The sequence below is a fragment of the Kribbella sp. NPDC104218 genome (genome assembly GCF_055584105.1).
On the sequence record NZ_JBVJMQ010000006.1, the window covers coordinates 19786 to 36203 of the forward strand.

The window sequence follows — 16418 nt, forward strand, 5'->3', positions numbered from 1 at the left end:
TCGAGCAGATCTCAGGAGTTCAGGCATGACGGGTCTGGCAGCGGATCGGCGTACTTTCCTCAAGGGGCTCGGGGTGCTCGGGGCGGCTGCCCTGGTGCCCGGATGCGCGACCTCGACGTCGAGTCCGGGGAGCGGGGGCGGCGCGGCAACCGGTGAGCTCTCGCTGCAGTCCAACCTGTCGGCCGAGCAGGCCAAGGGCGCGATGGAGAAGCTCGTTGCCGCGTACAACAAGACCGGTGGCGCACAGGTCAAGCTCAACACCGTCGCGTCGGAGATCTACCGGACGCAGCTCCCGACGTACCTGACGTCGGCCAACCCGCCGGACGTCTACACCTGGTACGCCGGATCGGTCGCCGACTCGTACGCGAAGAAGGACCTGCTGCTCGACGTGTCGAGCGTGTGGGAGGGGATGGGCAACTACTCGAAGGCGATGCAGACGCTGTCGACGAGCACCGCCGGGCAGAAGATCTTCGTGCCGACCAGCTACTACTGGTGGGGCATGTTCTACCGCAAGTCGAACTTCGAGAAGTGGGGCGTCACGCCGCCGAAGACCTGGGACGAGTTCCTCGCGGTCTGCAAGACCATCCAGAGCAAGGGCGTCCCGCCGATCGGGATCGGTCTCGGCGATACCCCGTGGGTGGCCTCGGCCTGGTTCGACTACCTGAACATCCGGATCAACGGCGCGCCGTTCCACCGCGACCTGCTGGCCGGGCGCGGGCGGTTCGACGACCCGAAGGTGAAGGCGGTCTTCACGAAGTGGCAGGAGGTACTGCCGTACTTCGACCCGAAGGGGAAGTCGTTCCCGTTCCAGGAGGCGACGTCCGCCTTGCTCGGCGGGAAGACCGGGATGTTCCTGATCGGCACCTTCTTCGCCGACTCCGCGCCGAAGGACGCGCTGGACGACATCGACTTCTTCCAGTTCCCGATCATCGACCCGGCCGTCCCGGTCGCCGAGGAGGCGCCGACCGACGGGTACTTCGCGTCGAAGAAGGCCAAGGACCCCGAGGGCGTGAAGAAGTTCATGACCTGGCTGGCGACCGCCGAGGCGCAGGAGATCTACGTCCAGAGCTCGTCCGGGACGGCGATCCCCGCGAACCCGGACGGCAAGTCCGCGGACACCCCGCTGGTGCAGAAGGGCAAGGCGATGATCGAGAGCGCCGCCGAGCTCACCCAGTTCTTCAACCGCGACTCCTCCGACGCCCTCCAGCCCACCGCCGACGCCGCGCTCACCAAGTTCCTCGACCAGCCCGACCAGATCGACGACATCCTCAAGACCTGGCAAGCCGCCGCCGAAAAGGTCTTCAAGGCGTGAGCAGGTTCGACGCAGCCGTCGCCCGCGCGCCCCGCCTGCGGCGGAACACGCGGGAAGGGAAAGACGGAGGGGGAGCAAGGCGCCCCGCTCCGTGGGCTGGGGTAGCCGGTGAGGAGGTGGTCGTGTGACTTCGACTGTTGTGGAGCCGGCGGCTCCGGCTCGGCGAGGCGGCGCCGGGGGCGCCTCACCTCGTCCCAAGCGTTCGAAGCTCCATCGGGTCTCGCCGCTGATTTTGGTGTTCGTGTTCGTGCCGTTCGTGGTCGAGGCGGTGTGGGTGTTCTGGCCTGCTTTGCAGGGGTTCTGGCTGGCTTTGACGAAGTGGGACGGGTTGTCGGCGCCTACGTTCGTGGGGTTGGGCAACTTTCGGGACATGCTGTCGGACCCGATCTTCGGGACGGCGCTGAAGAACACGGCGATCTGGCTGGTGTTGTTCGGCGGGCTGAGTGTGCTCGGCGGGTTCGGGATGGCGTTGCTGTTGCAGCGCGAGCGGCGCGGGGTCGGGATCTACCGGGCCGCGTTGTTCACGCCGGTGGTGTTCTCGCTGGTGGTGACGGCGCTGATCTGGCGCGTGTTCTACCAGCCGGACGGCCTGGTCGACTCGATTCTGCGGACGATCGGGCTGGGTGAGCTGATCCGGCCCTGGCTCGCCGACCCCGACACCGCCTTGTACGCCGTGATCGTGCCGGCCCTGTGGCGGCAGATCGGGTACGTGATGGTGCTGTACCTGGCCGGCCTGAAGGCGGTCGACCCGGCCCTCTACGAGGCCGCCCGCGTCGACGGCGCGAACGCCTGGCAGCGCACGCTGTACGTGACGATCCCGCAGCTCAAGGGCGTGAACTCCGTCGTCCTGTCGGTGATCGTGATCGACTCGCTCAGATCCTTCGACATCGTCTGGTCGATGACCAAGGGCGGCCCGTACCACTCCAGTGAGCTGCTCAGCACCTACATGTACTCGACCGCGTTCCAGTCCACCCAGCTCGGCTACGCCTCCGCGCTCGCCGTGGTGATCTTCCTGCTCGCCCTGGCCGTCATCCTCGGCTACCTGATCCGCGCCTTCCGGGAGGAAACGTGAACCGGCTGAAGACGACCGGCTACCACCTGTCGATGGGGCTGATCTCGTTCCTGTGGATCGCGCCGATCCTCTGGGTGATCGTGATCTCGTTCCGCAGTTTCGACGACGTCGCCGCGAACGGTCTGGGCTCGTTACCGCATTCGTTCACGTTCTCGACGTACGTCCAGGCGTGGCAGGACGCCGACGAGTTCCGGGCGCTGATCAACAGCTTGCTGGTGACGATCCCGGCGGTGCTGCTGAGCCTGGGATTGGCGTCGATCGCAGCGTACGGGCTGGCGCGGTACAACATCCCGTTCCGGCGCACGGTGCTGCTGCTGATGTTGATGGGCAACCTGCTGCCGCCGCAGATCCTGCTGATCCCGATCTCGCGGTTCGTCGAGCTGATCGGCTACTACGACACGCTGATCGCGCTGATCGCGGTCCATGTCGGGTTCGGGCTCGGGTTCTACACGTTCGTCCTGCACGGCTTCATGCGGGATCTGCCCAAGGAGATCCAGGAGGCCGCGACGATCGACGGCGCCGGTCCGGGGAAGATCTACGCGAGTGTGATCCTGCCGCTGACCCGGCCGGCGATGGCGGCGCTCGGCGCGCTGTCGTTCACCTGGATCTTCAACGACCTGCTCTGGTCGATCACCGTCATCCGCTCCGGCGAGAAGATGCCGGTGACACCCGCGCTGCTCGGTCTGCAGGGTCTGTTCGTGTCATCGTGGAACGTGATCGCCGCCGGCACCGTGATCGCCGCGGTCCCGACGGTGGCGGTGTTCCTGCGGTTCCAGAAGCACTTCGTCGGCGGATTGGCGATCGGAGCGGTCAAGTGAAGACCTGGACGTTGCGCGGTGCAACCACCTCGTACGTGGTCGGCGTCCCCGACCACGGCCAGTGGGCCCAACTCGTTGCCTGGGGCCCACATGCCGTTGCCGAAGGCCCGTCCACGGTCGCTCCGGTCGGCACCGAACACTTCCTCCCGCGCGCCGATGTAGAACCCCTCGAGTACGCCGTCCGCGGCGTCCGCTACGCGGCCCCGGTAGACCTGGTCGTGAGCGGCCCGGACGGGTCCGACGAGCTCCGCCCGCTCTTCGTACAAGCAGTTGAAGAAGATGGTTTGGAGTTGGTGTTCGCCGACGCCGTGCGGGGTGTGCGGCTCTCGCTGCACTACCGCATCGAGGGTGACGCGGTGGAGCGGTGGGTTGCTGTCGGCAACGACGGGAGAGACGCGCTGGTACTGCATCGGCATGACTCGGCCGGGTTCACCGTGCCCAGTGGCAACACGATCAAGTACTTGTGGGGTGAGTGGAACAGCGAGTTCCAGCAGTCCGAGATCACGCTCGACCGGGGACGGTTCACCGTCAACAGTGCGCAGGGGATCACCGGGCATTCCTACTCGCCGTTCCTGGCTGTCGGCGGGTACGGCGTGCAGCTGGCTTGGAGCGGCTCGTGGGAGCTGACCGCAGACGCGGACACCACGGGGACCGTGCGGATTCAGGCTGGCCGGGTCTCGTCCAGTCAGGGGCTGCAGTTGCTGCCGGGAGACACCTGGACGTCGCCCAAGGCGGTGGGCGCCTTCAGCGCGGAGGGCGCCGACGGGCTGGCGCGCGTGTTCCACGAGTACGAACGAGCGCGATCGCGGCGGCGGACGCCGAAGGTGCTGTACAACTCGTGGTTCGCGACCGAGTTCGACATCCGGGCCGAGCACCAGCTGGAGCTGGCGAAGCGGGCCGCCGGGATCGGCGTCGAGACCTTCGTGGTCGACGACGGCTGGTTCACGGGGCGCGTGGACGACGCGGGCGGGCTCGGCGACTGGGACGTCGACCCGGCGAAGTTTCCGAACGGCCTCGACGGGTTCATCGGGCAGCTGAAGGAGCTCGGGCTGGACTTCGGGCTGTGGGTGGAGCCCGAGTCGGTCAACCCGCGGTCGAAGCTGGCGGCCGAGCATCCGGAGTGGATTCTGCGGACGCCGGGCCGCGAGCCGATCCTGGTCCGCAACCAGCTCCTCCTCGATCTGAGTCGCGACGACGTGGCCGAGTTCGTCTGGTCGACCCTGGATCGGCTGCTGTCGACGTACGACATCAGTTACCTCAAGTGGGACGCGAACCGGCCGCGCCTGGACGCCGGTGACCAGCGCCGCGATCTCGACGGCCGAGTCGTGACCAACCTGTACGGCGTCCTCGATCGGCTCCGCGCCGAGCATCCGGACGTCGTCGTCGAGGGCTGCGCCGGAGGTGGCGCCCGGGTCGACCTGGGGATGGCGCAACGCGTCGACACGCTCTGGCCGAGTGACAACACGGCGCCGCTCGATCGGCTGCGTATCCAGCAGGGCTTCCGGACCGGCTTCGCGCCGCATCTGATGAGCTCCTGGGTGACGGATGCCGAGGGCACCCACGACGGCCGGGAGCGTTCGCTCGACTTCCGCTTCCATGTCGCGATGGCCGGCGTCCTCGGGATCGGCGCGGACCTGTCGCGTTGGAGCGATGACCAGCTGAAGGCCGCTGCTCGGCACATCGAGCAGTACAAGGACATCCGCGACCTGGTTGTCGACGGCAAGGTTTACGGCTTGCCGGACGGCGTCCAGTACGTCGGCGACCGGCGGTCCGTGGTGTTCCGCTGGGAGACCGGTGACGGCAACGTGCGTGGAACGCTGCCGCGCCGGGTTCGACGGATGCCGCTGGCCGGGCTGGACCCGGCGAAGAACTACCGGGTGGGGTCCGAGACCCTCCCGGGCAGCTATCTGCTGCAGGTCGGGGTCGAGTTCGACTCCGCCGACTCGCATTGCCTGGTCGTCGAAACACTCGACTGACCGCCGTTCCGCTCAACGGAAGAAAAGAGAACAAGGCAAATGAGAAAACCAACTGGTGGTGGGGTTCGGCGGGTTGTGGGTGGGGTGATCGCGGCGGCGCTGCTGGCCGGCGCGTTCACGGCCACCGCGACGACCGCAGCTGTGGCGGCTCAGGCCACAGCTCCGGTCCTCAGCCCGACGCCCTACCAGGGCTGGAACACCTACTACGGCCTCGGCGGCGACTTCACCGAGGAGTCGATCAAGTCGGTCGCCGACTCGCTGGTCAGCCGCGGGCTGGCCAAGGCCGGCTACGACATCGTCTGGCTGGACGGCGGCTGGCAGGCCGACCAGTCGCGGAGCGCCGCGGGTGACCTGGTGCCGAACCCGGCCAAGTTCCCGAACGGCCTGAAGCCGCTGGTCGACTACATCCACGGCAAGGGCTTGAAGGCGGGGATCTACACCGACGCCGGCCCGTACATCCCGGGGAAGTGCGGCCTCGGCTCCGGCGGCTACTACCAGCGCGACGCCGACCAGTTCGCGGCCTGGGGTTTCGACGCGGTCAAGGTCGACTACCTGTGCGGGATCGCCGCCGACCTGGACCCGAAGACCGTGTTCACCGAGTTCGCCCAGGCGCTGCGCAACAACGCGAGCAAGCGGCCGATGATCTTCAACCTCTGCAACCCGGTCACGTCACCGGACTGGGGCAACTACCCCGAGTCGCAGCAGTCGATCAACTCCTGGTCGTACGCGCCGGGGATCGCGCAGTCGTGGCGGACCTACACCGATGTCGGCTTCATGGGCGACATCAAGTTCAAGGACGTCCTGCGTAACTACGACGCCAACGCGCGGCACCCGGAGGTCGTGAAGCCGGGCGCGTTCTCCGACCCGGACTACCTCGCTCCCGAGCTCGGTATGTCGGACGAGGAGTTCAAGACCCAGCTGACGCTGTGGGCCGCGGCCGCGGCGCCGCTGGTGATCGGCAGCGACGTGCGTAAGCTCAGCGCGACCACGATCTCGATGCTGACCGACCCCGACGTCCTGGCGATCAACCAGGACAAGGCCGCCGTCCAGGCCGTTCGCGTCGGCCCGGCCGGTACGACCGAGACCTGGGTGAAGCGGCTCGCGGACGGCGGGCGCGCCGTCGTCCTGCTGAACCGTGGTGACAGCGCCAAGACGATCACGACGACCGCGAAGGCGGTTGGGCTGCATGGTGCTCGGTTCACGCTGAAGAACGCTTGGACCAACAAGGTCACCGAGAGCGCGGGCACGATCAGCGCGGCGGTTCCGGCGCACGGTACAGCGCTCATCCGCGTCGAGCCGGCGCGTGGCGTGCCCGGCGTCCCGCACGTCACCGCTGGCATCCCGCAGGTGACCAAGGTCGGCACGGATGCTCAGCCTGAGGGCTCCGCGCCAGTCGTTGCTGGTGGCGACGAGCTGACCGTCCAGGTGACCGTCCGCAACGACGGGCTGCTGCCGGTCCTGAAGCCGGCCGTGACCATTGCGGGTGGCAACGAATGGCGGGTCAAGCCGTTGACGAAGGCTCCGATTCTCCTTGCCGGCGGCAAGCAGGCGACCTTCGCCTTCAGGGTCCAGCTGCCCGCGGGCGCGGCTCCCGGTAACGCGAGCCTGACCGCGACGACGGCGTACGACGCGATCGGGTACGGCGTCCAGAAGCAGACGACCGTCCTCGCGCCGGTCGTCGTCGCCCCGGCCCCGCCGGACGGGACCGTCCCGCTCTCGCACCACAAGTGGATCACCGCGACCAGCGGCTGGATGACGCCGGCCATCGACGAGAGCGTCGGCGGCGGCAACCCGATCAAGCTGACCGGTACGACGTACGAGACCGGTATCGGCGTCGCCTCGCCGTCCCTCGTCCGCTACTACCTCGGCAAGTCCTGCACCCGCCTCGCCGGGACCGTCGGGATCGACGACGTCGTCAACAACGTCGGCCCGGACGGCGGCACCTCGACCTTCCAGGTCGTCGGCGACGGCAAGGTCCTGTTCGACAGCGGGACCGTCGACCGCTTCACCCCGAAGGCGTTCGACGTCGACCTGACCGGCGTCCGCGTCCTCGACCTGGTCGTCGGCGACGCCGGCGACGGCGGCTACAACGACCGCGCCGACTGGGCGGCTCCGACCGCCACCTGCTGACCTACCCGAGGTGAAGGGGCGGACCGTCTTGGTCCGCCCCTTTGTCGTCATGGACCGGTATCACCATCAGCGAGCGAGACGATCGAGTAGTTCGGCCAGCAATGCGTGTTCTCCCGAGGTGAGGTCGCCCGGGTCGTCGCTGAGCATCGCGCTTAGGGTCAGCGCGGCACTTGCACGGGTCGCCGGGGCGTCTTGCGCGGTGGAGTTCAGAGCGCCGGCGAGCGCGGCCTCACGGACGCGTTCGGACAGCTCGAAGTCCGGGACGGGTTGGGTGATCAACATCAGTGTGACGCCGATGTTCGCGGCGAAGAGCTGCTGGGCAGCGGCTTCCGCGGGCACCTTCAGCAGCCCCTTCGTCGCCGCTTCGCTGAACCGCTCGCGTAACGCGGCGTGGGCCGGAGCGGTGACGGCACAGGGCTTTCCCGGCTCGGCCCGGCCGTAGAGCAGGGCGTAGAACGACGGGTGCTCCAGCCCGAACCGGACATGTTTGTCCCACCCCTCGCGCAGGTCGCCGAGCGGGTCGCCCGAGCTCTCGACGGCCGTGTACTGGGTGAAGCCGTGGTTCGCCACCGCGTCGATCAGGCCCTGCTTGCTGCCGAAATGGTGGTACAGCGTCGGCGCCTGCACGCCGGCTCGTTCGCACACCGCCCTGGTGGACACCGTTCCGGTGCTCTGCAGCAACTCCGCTGCGGCGAGGAGCAGTCGATCCCGTGCGTTCTGCATGTTGCTATATTAACTCATGTATCGCTATATTGCTCGCTATAGCGATACATGAGTTCCTATAGCGCAGAGGAGTAGTCCATGAAGACTTGGTTCATCACGGGTGGAACGCCGGGCGGATTCGGCCTGACCTACGCCGAGGCCGCGCTGGACCAGGGCGATCAGGTGGTGGTGACCGCGCGGCGGCCGGCCGAACTGCAGGACTGGGCCGCTCGTTACGGCGACCGGGCCTTGGTCCTCGAGCTCGACGTGACCGATGTGGATCAGGTGCGAGCGGCGGTCCGGACGGCGGAGGAGCGGTTCGGTGGGATCGACGTCCTCGTCAACAACGCGGGCCGCGGCTGGTTCGGTTCGGTCGAGGGTGCTCGGGACGAGACGATCCGCCGCACCCTCGACCTGAACCTGTTCGGGGTGGTCGAGGTGGTCCGGGCGGTGCTGCCGGGGATGCGGGCGCGGGGCAACGGCTGGATCGTGAACATGTCGTCGGTGGCGGGCCTCGTCGGCGCCCCGGGCTTCGGCTACTACGCGGCGGCGAAGTTCGCTCTCGAAGGGCTGTCGGAGACCTTGCGCCACGAGGTCGAGCCGTTCGGCGTGCGGGTCCTCGTCGTGGAGCCGGGAGCGTTCCGTACCAAGGCCTACGCCGGCTTCCGGAGTGAGCCGGTCGACGAAACCGTCGACGCCTACCTGCCGCTGGTCGAGAGTGTCAAGGCTGCGTTCGTGGGCCAGAACGGCAAGCAGGACGGCGATCCCGTGCGCGGTGTGCAGGCCGTGATCAGCGCGCTGAACGCACCCGTTCCGCCGCAGCGGCTCGTCCTCGGCAATTCTGGTTACGACGCCGTGGTCGCCATGCACGAGAACGCACTCACCGAGCTGCGCGAGAACGAGAAGCTCTCGCGGAGTGCGGACTTCGACGCCGGCGGGAGCGCCGCCACCCTCCCGAAGGCCGTCGAGAACTTCGTCGCAGCCACCAACGCCCACGACCCGGAAGCGCTGTTCGCGGTCTTCGGCGACAGCGCCGCCGTCCTCGACGACGGGAACACCTACGGCAGCGGAGCCGAGATTCGCGCGTGGATCCAAGCGCACCTGATCGAGCCCGAGATCGTGATCACGCCGATCTCGTTCGAGAACGACCGGCTGCTCGCTTCGGGTGCGGGGCAGTTCCCGGGGAGCCCGTTGACCTTCGCGTTCAGGTTCGCGACGCAGGACGACCTGGTCACCGACCTGTCGATCGAACCCGCCTGATCCCCTGGGCCTACTTCCAGTCGATCGCCGCGGACTTGAAGTAGGTCCAACCGTGGTCGCGCCAGATGGTCGAGTGCCGGGCGAGGCGGACGGCGTACTCCGGCCAGGTGTCGCGGGTGTGGGACCAGGCCTTCTCGGCGGCCGCGGGGAGGCGGGGGAGCAGCATGAACTCGAGGTCGGATCGGTCGGTGATCGTCTCGCACCAGATCGCGGCTTCGACGCCGGCGAGTTGGTCGTCGGAGTCGGCGCCTGGGGTCGCGTCGAGCGGGTCCCAGTCGTAGCCGGCCTGGATAGTGGTCGGCGGGTAGTGGGGGAGGCCGACGTGTTGGCGTCGTTCCTCCTGGGCGGGGTCGGTCGACGCGTCGCCGTGGGGGCGGTCGAAGTAGAGCCATTTGTGGGCGGAGACGAGGACTCGGGTTCCTTGGGCGTGGGCCTTGGGGAGGTCTTGACGGGCCTTCTCCAGATGCTCAACGAGGATCGGAAGGAGCTCCGCGGGGACCTCGGCGCTGCTGGTTGAGGCGAGGAGCTCGGTGGTCTCGATCCAGTACTGGACGACGTCGGTCGGGTCGAGGTCGGCGCGGGCGATCTCCTGCCAGCCGACCACGCGCTTGCCGCGGGCCCGGACGGCGGCGGCAGCTCTTTCGACGAAGGCCGCGTGGGCGTCGTCCGGCATACCCCAGGCCTCGTCACCCCCGAGGTGCACGTAGGCGCTCTGCGGGAACTGTGCGATCACGGCGTCCAGGACGTCGTCGACGAACGCCCAGGTCGCGGCGCGATCCGGGTCGAGGGTGCCGAGCTCGATGCGGGTGTCGTTGCCCAGGTCGATGGTCCGGATCTCGGCCGGCGCCAGCTCGGGGATGCTGCGGAAGACGGCCTGGGTGTGACCGGGCATGTCGACCTCGGGGACGAGCGTCACGAACCGCTCGGCGGCGTACTCGACCAGCTCCGCGACGTCCGCCTGGGTGTAGTAGCCGCCGGGGCGGTCGCCGACCGCCCCGGTCGCGCCGAACTTCACCAGCTCCGGGCGCGACGGCACCTCGAACCGCCATCCCTGATCGTCGGTGAGATGCAGGTGCAGCACGTTGAGTTTGTAGAGCGCGCACATGTCGATCACCCGCCGCACGGTCTCCGGCGGGTGGAACGTCCGGACGACGTCGAACGACAACCCGCGCCACGCGAACCGCGGCCCGTCGACGATCCGCTGACACGGCACGGCGTCCCCATGAATCGCGACGAGCTGCCGCAACGTCGTCAGCCCCCGGAAGACGGCTTCGTCCGACGACCCCCACACCCGGCTGCCGTCCGCCGTGATCTCCAGCCCGTACCGCTCGTCCACGACCGCGCCGTCCGCCCGCACCCCCGCGGCGACCGGCGCGCCGTCCAGCCCATTCCCGTCGATCGTCACACTCACGGCATCAAGCTCAACTGCCGCGGTGCCCTCGCCGGCGCCGACCTCGAAGGGCTTGGGAATCATGTCGGGCTCCAAGGGCTCGGGACCGCTGCCACCCACCAACCCTGGGTGGTATCCGGCCGCCACGCTCGGACTTGGCGTGGCGGCTGCGGCTGGATGGGGTTGGAGGGTGGTGGCGGTCAGGCGATGGTGCGGCAGTAGAGGGCGTCGGGGGTGCCGGTGGCGCCTACGCGGGTGGTGAAGGCGAGGCCCGCGATGTACTCGTTGGCGGCGCATTGGCCTTTGTAGTGGCCGGAGGCGAAGTCGCCGCCGGGGGCGGAGCCGCGGTTGTCGGAGCGGTCGAACCAGAGGGTGCGGCCGGTGGTGGACAGGGATTGGGAGGTGGCGGTGCAGAGGAGGGACGAGACGCGGGCGCCGCGGACGGCGTAGCCGGTGGCGAAGTGGCCGGGCGGGCATTGGAACTTGGTGTAGCCGGAGGCCCAGTCGGGGGAGACGTGCCGTTCGTCCTTGACGACCTGGTAGTTGCTGGCAGCAACTGGGCCGCCGGAGGTGCAGAGGCCGCGGTTGCCGGTGTGGGAGAGGCCGATCAGGCGGAGGCCGTCGGGACAGGCGGCCTTCCGGGCGCCGTTGTCCCAGTCGCCGGCGGAGCGCATCCGCAGGGATTGGACGAAGTCGCCGTGGTCGGGGCTGAGCATCTTCCAGCCGGTGGACGTCGGCACGGCGCCGGTTCGGGACGGCGCGGTGATCAGCCGGTTCCACGCGGCGGCGCGCCAGTCGTCACCGTCGTACAGGCCCATTCGCTGGCCAGCGGAATCCCAGTGCAGGAGGGCCCAGCCGTTGCCGGTGCGGTTGTTGTGCCAGCCGACCAGCGGCCAGTAGGCGAAGTCGGCGTCGCTGCGGATCAGATGGTCGACGAAGCGCTCGAACCAGGCGCGCGGTTTGGCGCCGGTCTCCTCGCGACCGCCGACGCCGAACTCGCTGATCCAGACCGGCGCGGTGAAGTGACCCTCCTCGCCGCTGACGAAGAGCGCCTGCCGGTTCACCTCGCTGATCAGCTCCTCCGGCGACAGATCCTGGTACCGCGGATCGGTCGTCTCGCCCGTCCCGGTCGCACCGCTGTGCCGCGGGCCGGTGTAGCCGTAGAAGTGCGCGGCGTACACGAGTTTGTTGGAGGCGACGAGCGTGTGCGAGAGCGTCCGGGCCGGGGTGAGCGTCGGCCGGTCGTGCGGGAAACCGTCGACCGGGATGCCCGTCCAGTTGATGCCTTCGACAACGATCAGCAGGTTCGGGTTCGCCTCGGTCAGGATCCGGTCGCCGAGCCGCTGGGTGGCCGCGAACCAGTCGTGGTCGTTGCCCCAGCCCCAGTTCGGGTCGTCCAGGATGTTCCGGCGGACTTCGTTGTAGAGGTCGGCGCCGACGACGCGCGGATTGGTCTTGTAGCGGTTGGCCATCAGCAGCCAGTCGCTCTCCCAGGCCGCGGCCGACTGGCTGGTGTTCCAGCGTTCGTTGCCGTCGACACCGCAACACCAGCGGGTCGTGTTGGTGTGGTTGTTCAGGATCACCGCGAAGCCGGCGGCGGTGAGCTGCTGGACGACGACGTCGTACACCTGGAGCGGCGTCTTGCCGCGCAGGCCCGGGTTCGCCGCGACCGCGCCGTCCGTGACCGGGCGGGTGTCGTGCACCATCTCGTTCGAGAACGGCAGCCGGATGCTGTTCAGACCCAGCTCGGCGAAGCCGTCGATGATCGAGGCCATCGGGGCCCGGTCGAGGCCGAGCGGGATCCGGTTGCCGTTCTCCCCGGCGTGGTGGTTGGCGTTGTCGCTCTGGTCGCCGGAGCCGTTCCAGGTGCCGCTGGCGCCGTGCCAGTTCCCCGACTTGAGCCGGAAACGATTCCCGTCGGCGTCGACGATCCAGCGCCCGCGCGTGCTCAGCGGAGCGCTCCAGGCCGGCACCAGCGCGGCGGCCTTCGACGGCGTCGCGGGCTCCGGCGGCGCGGCGGCGGCCGGGGTGAGTGGGAGGAGCAGCAGGGCGAGAGTGACGAGAGTCCGGACAGCGGTGGTTGCGCGCATGGCTCACCTGTCCCCAGGTCGTGGTGGGCGGGGTGATGGCCGGAAGCTTCGCGGGACCGCCGGCCACCACGCAGTCATTGGACCAGATCCGGCCCGGTGTGGGGAGATCGATGTCAACGGCGAATTCTTTCTATGTTCCTTTCTGTGCGGTTAGATACTTTCCCATGCAGCTACGAACAGTGACAGCGCTCCTCGGAATCACCGCCGCCGGGCTCGTTCCCGCGCCTGCGGCCGCCGCCCCCGACCCCGTCGACGTCCAACTGCTCTCGATCACCGACTTCCACGGCTACCTGCGACCGCCGTCCCCCGCGGACGGCGGCACCATCGCCGGCCCCGGCGGAACCACTCAGGTGGTCGGCGGCGCCGCCTACCTGGCCACCCACCTGAAGAACCTCCGGCAGCCGAACTCGATCCTGTTCGCGAACGGCGACAGCTTCTCCGGCTGGCCGTTCGAGGTCGACGCGCACGCCGACGAGCCGACGATCGAGGCGCTGAACGCGCTCGGGATCGAGTTCTCCAGCGTCGGCAACCACGAGCTGGACGTCTCCAAGAGCTTCCTCGTCGACCACATGGCGCGCGGCAAGTGCTTCGGCAAACCCGGTGTCGACAGCTGTTTCGCCGATTCCACCGGACGCCGGTTCCGCGGCGCGGACTTCGACTTCCAGTCGGCCAACATCGTTGACGCGAAGGGCCGCCCGATCGTGGCGCCGTACACGATCCGCTGGGTACGTGACCACGGCCGCAGCTACCCGGTCGGCTTCATCGGGCTGACCGTCCCGGACACCCCGGTCGGATCGACGTCGTACCAGCCGGAGCTGACCGCGCTCGACCCGCTCGAGTCCGCGAACCGGGCGGCGGCCGAGCTGACCCGGCGCGGGGTGAAGGCGATCGTCCTGAACATGCACGACGGCGGGACGGACGCCTCGCCGACGTACAACGACTGCGTGAACCCGACCGGCCCCGCGATCGACCTGGCCCGCAAGGTCACGCCGCAGATCGACGCGATCGTCACCGGGCACTGGCACGCGGCCTTCAACTGCAGCATCCCGGATCCGAACGGCAACCCGCGCCCGGTCGTCGAAGCCGCCAACCACGGCCGGCTGATCAGTGAGATCAACCTGCGCCTCGACCGGCGGACAGGCGAAGTCCTGCGCGATCGGACGACGTCCACCAATCACCCGGTGACGCGCGACGTCCAGCCGGACCCGAAGCTGCAGCGCATCGTCGACTACTGGGCCGCGGCCGGCGACCGCAAGTACGCCGAACCGGTCGCAACCGTCACCGGCGACTTCACCCGGACGCCGAACGCGGTCGGCGAGAGCACGATGGCCGACCTGGCCGCCGACGTCCACCTCTGGACCGCCCGCGGCAAGGCCGACCTCGGTCTGGTCGCGGCCAAGCCCGCCGCGGGCAGTACTGCGCTTCGCGGTGACCTGCTCATGGCGAACAGCGGCAAACCCGGTGACGTGGACGGACGCGTGCTGCTGGGGGAGTCCTGGGAGGCCTACGGCTATGGCAACCCAGTGCTGACAGTTGGGCTGACAGGCGCGCAGCTGGACGCCGTACTGGAGCAGCAGTGGCAGACGCAGTCCAACGGGACAGTGAAGTTCGCACCGCTCGCAGCGTCGGCCAATGTCACCTACAGCTTCGATGCGAGCCGTCCGGTCGGTGATCGGATCGCACCGGCCGACGTACGGATCAACGGCGCGCAGCTGGACCCGGCGCGCACCTACCGGGTGGCGGCGCTGGCGTACACGGTGATCGGTGCCGACGGCTACCAGGCGTTCAAGGCCGCGACCGACCCCGTACGCGCCGACACTGATCACGAGACCTTCACGGCGTACCTGCGCGCCCACAAGGTCCTCACACCGGCGCCTCTGACGAGAGTCACGCAGAAGGGCTGACAACCCTTTCCGCACTCGTTCCGTACTGATCGGTGACGGAACGAGTGAGGGGAAACGAATGGCACGGGACGAGGAGTTCAGCGAGTACGTCGCCCAGCGGCGTACTCAGCTGCGCCGCATCGCCTATCTGCTCTGCGGTGACGTGCACAAGGCCGAGGACCTGGTCCAGACGGCCCTGATGAAGCTGTACGTCGCCTGGAACCGCGTGCAGCGCACCGGCAACGTCGACGCCTACGTACGCCGAATCCTGGTCAACTCCGGGATCGACGAGAGTCGCCGTCCGTGGCGCCGCGAGAACGCCGGCCTGGACGGTCTCGACCCAGTGGCTAACGAAGGCCTCGCGTTCGAGGACCGCGGCGCCCTGCTCGCGGCGCTGAACACCCTGCCGCCCGGCCAACGCCGCGTCGTCGTACTGCGGTTCTTCGTCGGTTTGACCGTCGAGGAGACCGCCACCGACCTGCATTGCTCGACCGGCACGGTGAAGAGCCAGAGCTCCCGCGCCCTCGCCCGACTGAACGAACTACTGACCCCGGACTTCCGGGCCGTAGGAGGCCCCCGATGATCGACGAGAAGACCCTCCAGGAACACCTCCTGGCCACCGCGGCCGAGCAGGACGACCTGCTCCCGCGCGACCTCGCCGACGACCTCGCCGCCGGCCGCCGACGCCTACTCCGCCACCGCCTCGTCACCGGAGCCGCGGCGCTCATCGCCGCAGGTGCCGTCGTCGCCGCAACGGTCGGCGTCCCGGGTATCGTCAATCGGGCCACCGGCGAGGATGCGCCACCGGCCGACCAGCAGGTCAAGAGCATCGACACCACCATGCGCGAACTGATCGGCAAACATCTCGACCCGGGTGGCGCGAACCTGAAGTTCCTTCCCGGCCGCTTCCGGATCCAGGACAGCAAGAACCTGCGCGGCGTCCAGGACCAGGCGGCCTGGACCGAACCCGCGGCCGAACGCGGGCGCTGGGGCATCATCCACATCCGGCTGACCCGGACCGAGAAGCACACAGAGAACCCCTGCGGCGAGCTGTTCGACGGGAAGACTCCGGAGCCGCAGTGCAGACAGGTGACCCTGCCGGACGGCGGTACGGCGACACTCGCGCGCGCCGGCCGCGTGGCCGAGCTCAGGTACCTCCAGCCGGACGGCGAGGTCGCCTACCTCGCCGTCGACGGATCAAGGCTGGACGGCCTGCCGCGGGTCGAGGGGATGAAGATCACCGACGCCCAGCTGTTCGCGTTCGTCACCGACCCGGAGCTGAACCTGCCGCCGGTCACGGAGGCGGAGCTCGCGGCGAACCTCCGGATCGCGAGCGGCGCGCCGTCCCTCGACCACGTCGCGGCCGCCGTCGGCCGGGTCCTGCCCGGAAAAGTGGAGGCCCACCCCGACGACCGAACGTTCAGCGCCGAGTGGTCGGCGCTGGCCTCGATCGACAACGGCAAGGAGACCATGGTCGAGCTCGGAATCATCCCCGGCCCGCACCCAGTGACCTGCCCCGAACAACTGGCCCGCGACACCTGTACGCCGGTCACCCTCCCGAACGGCGCCCCCGCCGAGTTCAGCGAAGGCCCACGCGACCTCCGCGGCACCCCGGACCAGGAACTCGGCGCAACCCGCACCACCCCCACCGGCGACCTCATCTGGGTCCGCACCATCAACCACGACACCCGCCGTTTCGGCGTCGTCACCAAAGCCCAACTCCTCGCCATCCTCGCCCAACCCGAACTCACCCTCAGGTAGCCCGCGCGCTACCTCGGGACGGGC

The 16418-nt window shown here is 68.8% G+C and carries 12 protein-coding genes; 9 read left to right on the plus strand and 3 right to left on the minus strand.

All coding sequences use genetic code 11. From position 1 onward, the window contains the following. Nucleotides 1-25: 25 nt before the first annotated feature. The 5 genes from ACZ6ZD_RS35740 (at nt 26) to ACZ6ZD_RS35760 (ending at nt 7308) form a co-directional block, all read left to right on the plus strand. Nucleotides 26-1312, plus strand: coding sequence for an ABC transporter substrate-binding protein (locus ACZ6ZD_RS35740; RefSeq protein ID WP_465678888.1), 1287 nt, complete (start codon nt 26-28; stop codon nt 1310-1312). A gap of 124 nt (nt 1313-1436) precedes the next feature. Further along, nucleotides 1437-2384: a carbohydrate ABC transporter permease gene (locus ACZ6ZD_RS35745; RefSeq protein ID WP_465678890.1), complete on the plus strand. Its 948-nt coding sequence runs from the start codon at nt 1437-1439 to the stop codon at nt 2382-2384. Next, entirely contained in the window at nt 2381-3202 is an 822-nt protein-coding gene (locus tag ACZ6ZD_RS35750) for a carbohydrate ABC transporter permease (RefSeq protein WP_465678891.1), read from the plus strand. The genes ACZ6ZD_RS35745 and ACZ6ZD_RS35750 overlap by 4 nt, the downstream gene beginning before the upstream one ends. Continuing rightward, a complete protein-coding gene (locus tag ACZ6ZD_RS35755) occupies nt 3199-5178 on the plus strand; it encodes an alpha-galactosidase (RefSeq protein WP_465678893.1) in 1980 nt (659 codons plus the stop codon). The genes ACZ6ZD_RS35750 and ACZ6ZD_RS35755 overlap by 4 nt, the downstream gene beginning before the upstream one ends. Nucleotides 5179-5217: 39 nt before the next feature. Then, a complete protein-coding gene (locus tag ACZ6ZD_RS35760) occupies nt 5218-7308 on the plus strand; it encodes an NPCBM/NEW2 domain-containing protein (protein ID WP_465678894.1) in 2091 nt (696 codons plus the stop codon). Nucleotides 7309-7374: 66 nt separating this feature from the next. Here ACZ6ZD_RS35760 and ACZ6ZD_RS35765 read toward each other — a convergent pair whose 3' ends face one another. Beyond that, the gene (locus ACZ6ZD_RS35765; protein ID WP_465678895.1) at nt 7375-8031 is read right to left on the minus strand and encodes a TetR/AcrR family transcriptional regulator; all 657 of its coding nucleotides are present in this window, start codon (nt 8029-8031) and stop codon (nt 7375-7377) included. Nucleotides 8032-8109: 78 nt separating this feature from the next. On the opposite strand from ACZ6ZD_RS35765, the gene ACZ6ZD_RS35770 reads away from it, so the two are divergent. Next, complete coding sequence (locus ACZ6ZD_RS35770) at nt 8110-9270, plus strand: SDR family NAD(P)-dependent oxidoreductase (protein WP_465678897.1); 1161 nt, start codon at nt 8110-8112, stop codon at nt 9268-9270. A gap of 10 nt (nt 9271-9280) precedes the next feature. On the opposite strand, the gene ACZ6ZD_RS35775 is transcribed toward ACZ6ZD_RS35770, so the two are convergent. Further along, nucleotides 9281-10744, minus strand: a complete 1464-nt coding sequence (locus ACZ6ZD_RS35775; RefSeq protein ID WP_465678898.1) for a family 20 glycosylhydrolase — start codon at nt 10742-10744, stop codon at nt 9281-9283. Nucleotides 10745-10860: 116 nt separating this feature from the next. Continuing rightward, entirely contained in the window at nt 10861-12750 is a 1890-nt protein-coding gene (locus tag ACZ6ZD_RS35780) for a glycoside hydrolase family 5 protein (RefSeq protein ID WP_465678899.1), read from the minus strand. Nucleotides 12751-12914: 164 nt separating this feature from the next. Here ACZ6ZD_RS35780 and ACZ6ZD_RS35785 point away from each other — a divergent pair, with 164 nt between their 5' ends. The 3 genes from ACZ6ZD_RS35785 to ACZ6ZD_RS35795 are packed head-to-tail and all read left to right on the plus strand — an operon-like array spanning nt 12915 to nt 16394. Beyond that, nucleotides 12915-14654, plus strand: coding sequence for a bifunctional metallophosphatase/5'-nucleotidase (locus ACZ6ZD_RS35785; protein ID WP_465678900.1), 1740 nt, complete (start codon nt 12915-12917; stop codon nt 14652-14654). A gap of 58 nt (nt 14655-14712) precedes the next feature. Continuing rightward, complete coding sequence (locus ACZ6ZD_RS35790) at nt 14713-15216, plus strand: SigE family RNA polymerase sigma factor (RefSeq protein ID WP_465678901.1); 504 nt, start codon at nt 14713-14715, stop codon at nt 15214-15216. After that, a complete protein-coding gene (locus tag ACZ6ZD_RS35795; RefSeq protein WP_465678902.1) occupies nt 15213-16394 on the plus strand; it encodes a hypothetical protein in 1182 nt (393 codons plus the stop codon). Before ACZ6ZD_RS35790 ends, ACZ6ZD_RS35795 begins: the two co-directional genes overlap by 4 nt. The last annotated feature ends 24 nt before the right edge of the window (nt 16395-16418 follow it).

What these genes read in the sequence shown, in the direction of transcription:
- ACZ6ZD_RS35740 (WP_465678888.1), top strand. Translation starts at nt 26, where the DNA reads ATGACGGGTCTGGCAGCGGATCGGCGTACTTTCCTCAAGGGGCTCGGG.
- ACZ6ZD_RS35790 (WP_465678901.1), top strand. Translation starts at nt 14,713, where the DNA reads ATGGCACGGGACGAGGAGTTCAGCGAGTACGTCGCCCAGCGGCGTACT.
- ACZ6ZD_RS35760 (WP_465678894.1), top strand. Translation starts at nt 5,218, where the DNA reads ATGAGAAAACCAACTGGTGGTGGGGTTCGGCGGGTTGTGGGTGGGGTG.
- ACZ6ZD_RS35795 (WP_465678902.1), top strand. Translation starts at nt 15,213, where the DNA reads ATGATCGACGAGAAGACCCTCCAGGAACACCTCCTGGCCACCGCGGCC.
- ACZ6ZD_RS35770 (WP_465678897.1), top strand. Translation starts at nt 8,110, where the DNA reads ATGAAGACTTGGTTCATCACGGGTGGAACGCCGGGCGGATTCGGCCTG.
- ACZ6ZD_RS35775 (WP_465678898.1), bottom strand. Translation starts at nt 10,744, where the DNA reads ATGATTCCCAAGCCCTTCGAGGTCGGCGCCGGCGAGGGCACCGCGGCA.
- ACZ6ZD_RS35765 (WP_465678895.1), bottom strand. Translation starts at nt 8,031, where the DNA reads ATGCAGAACGCACGGGATCGACTGCTCCTCGCCGCAGCGGAGTTGCTG.
- ACZ6ZD_RS35780 (WP_465678899.1), bottom strand. Translation starts at nt 12,750, where the DNA reads ATGCGCGCAACCACCGCTGTCCGGACTCTCGTCACTCTCGCCCTGCTG.
- ACZ6ZD_RS35785 (WP_465678900.1), top strand. Translation starts at nt 12,915, where the DNA reads ATGCAGCTACGAACAGTGACAGCGCTCCTCGGAATCACCGCCGCCGGG.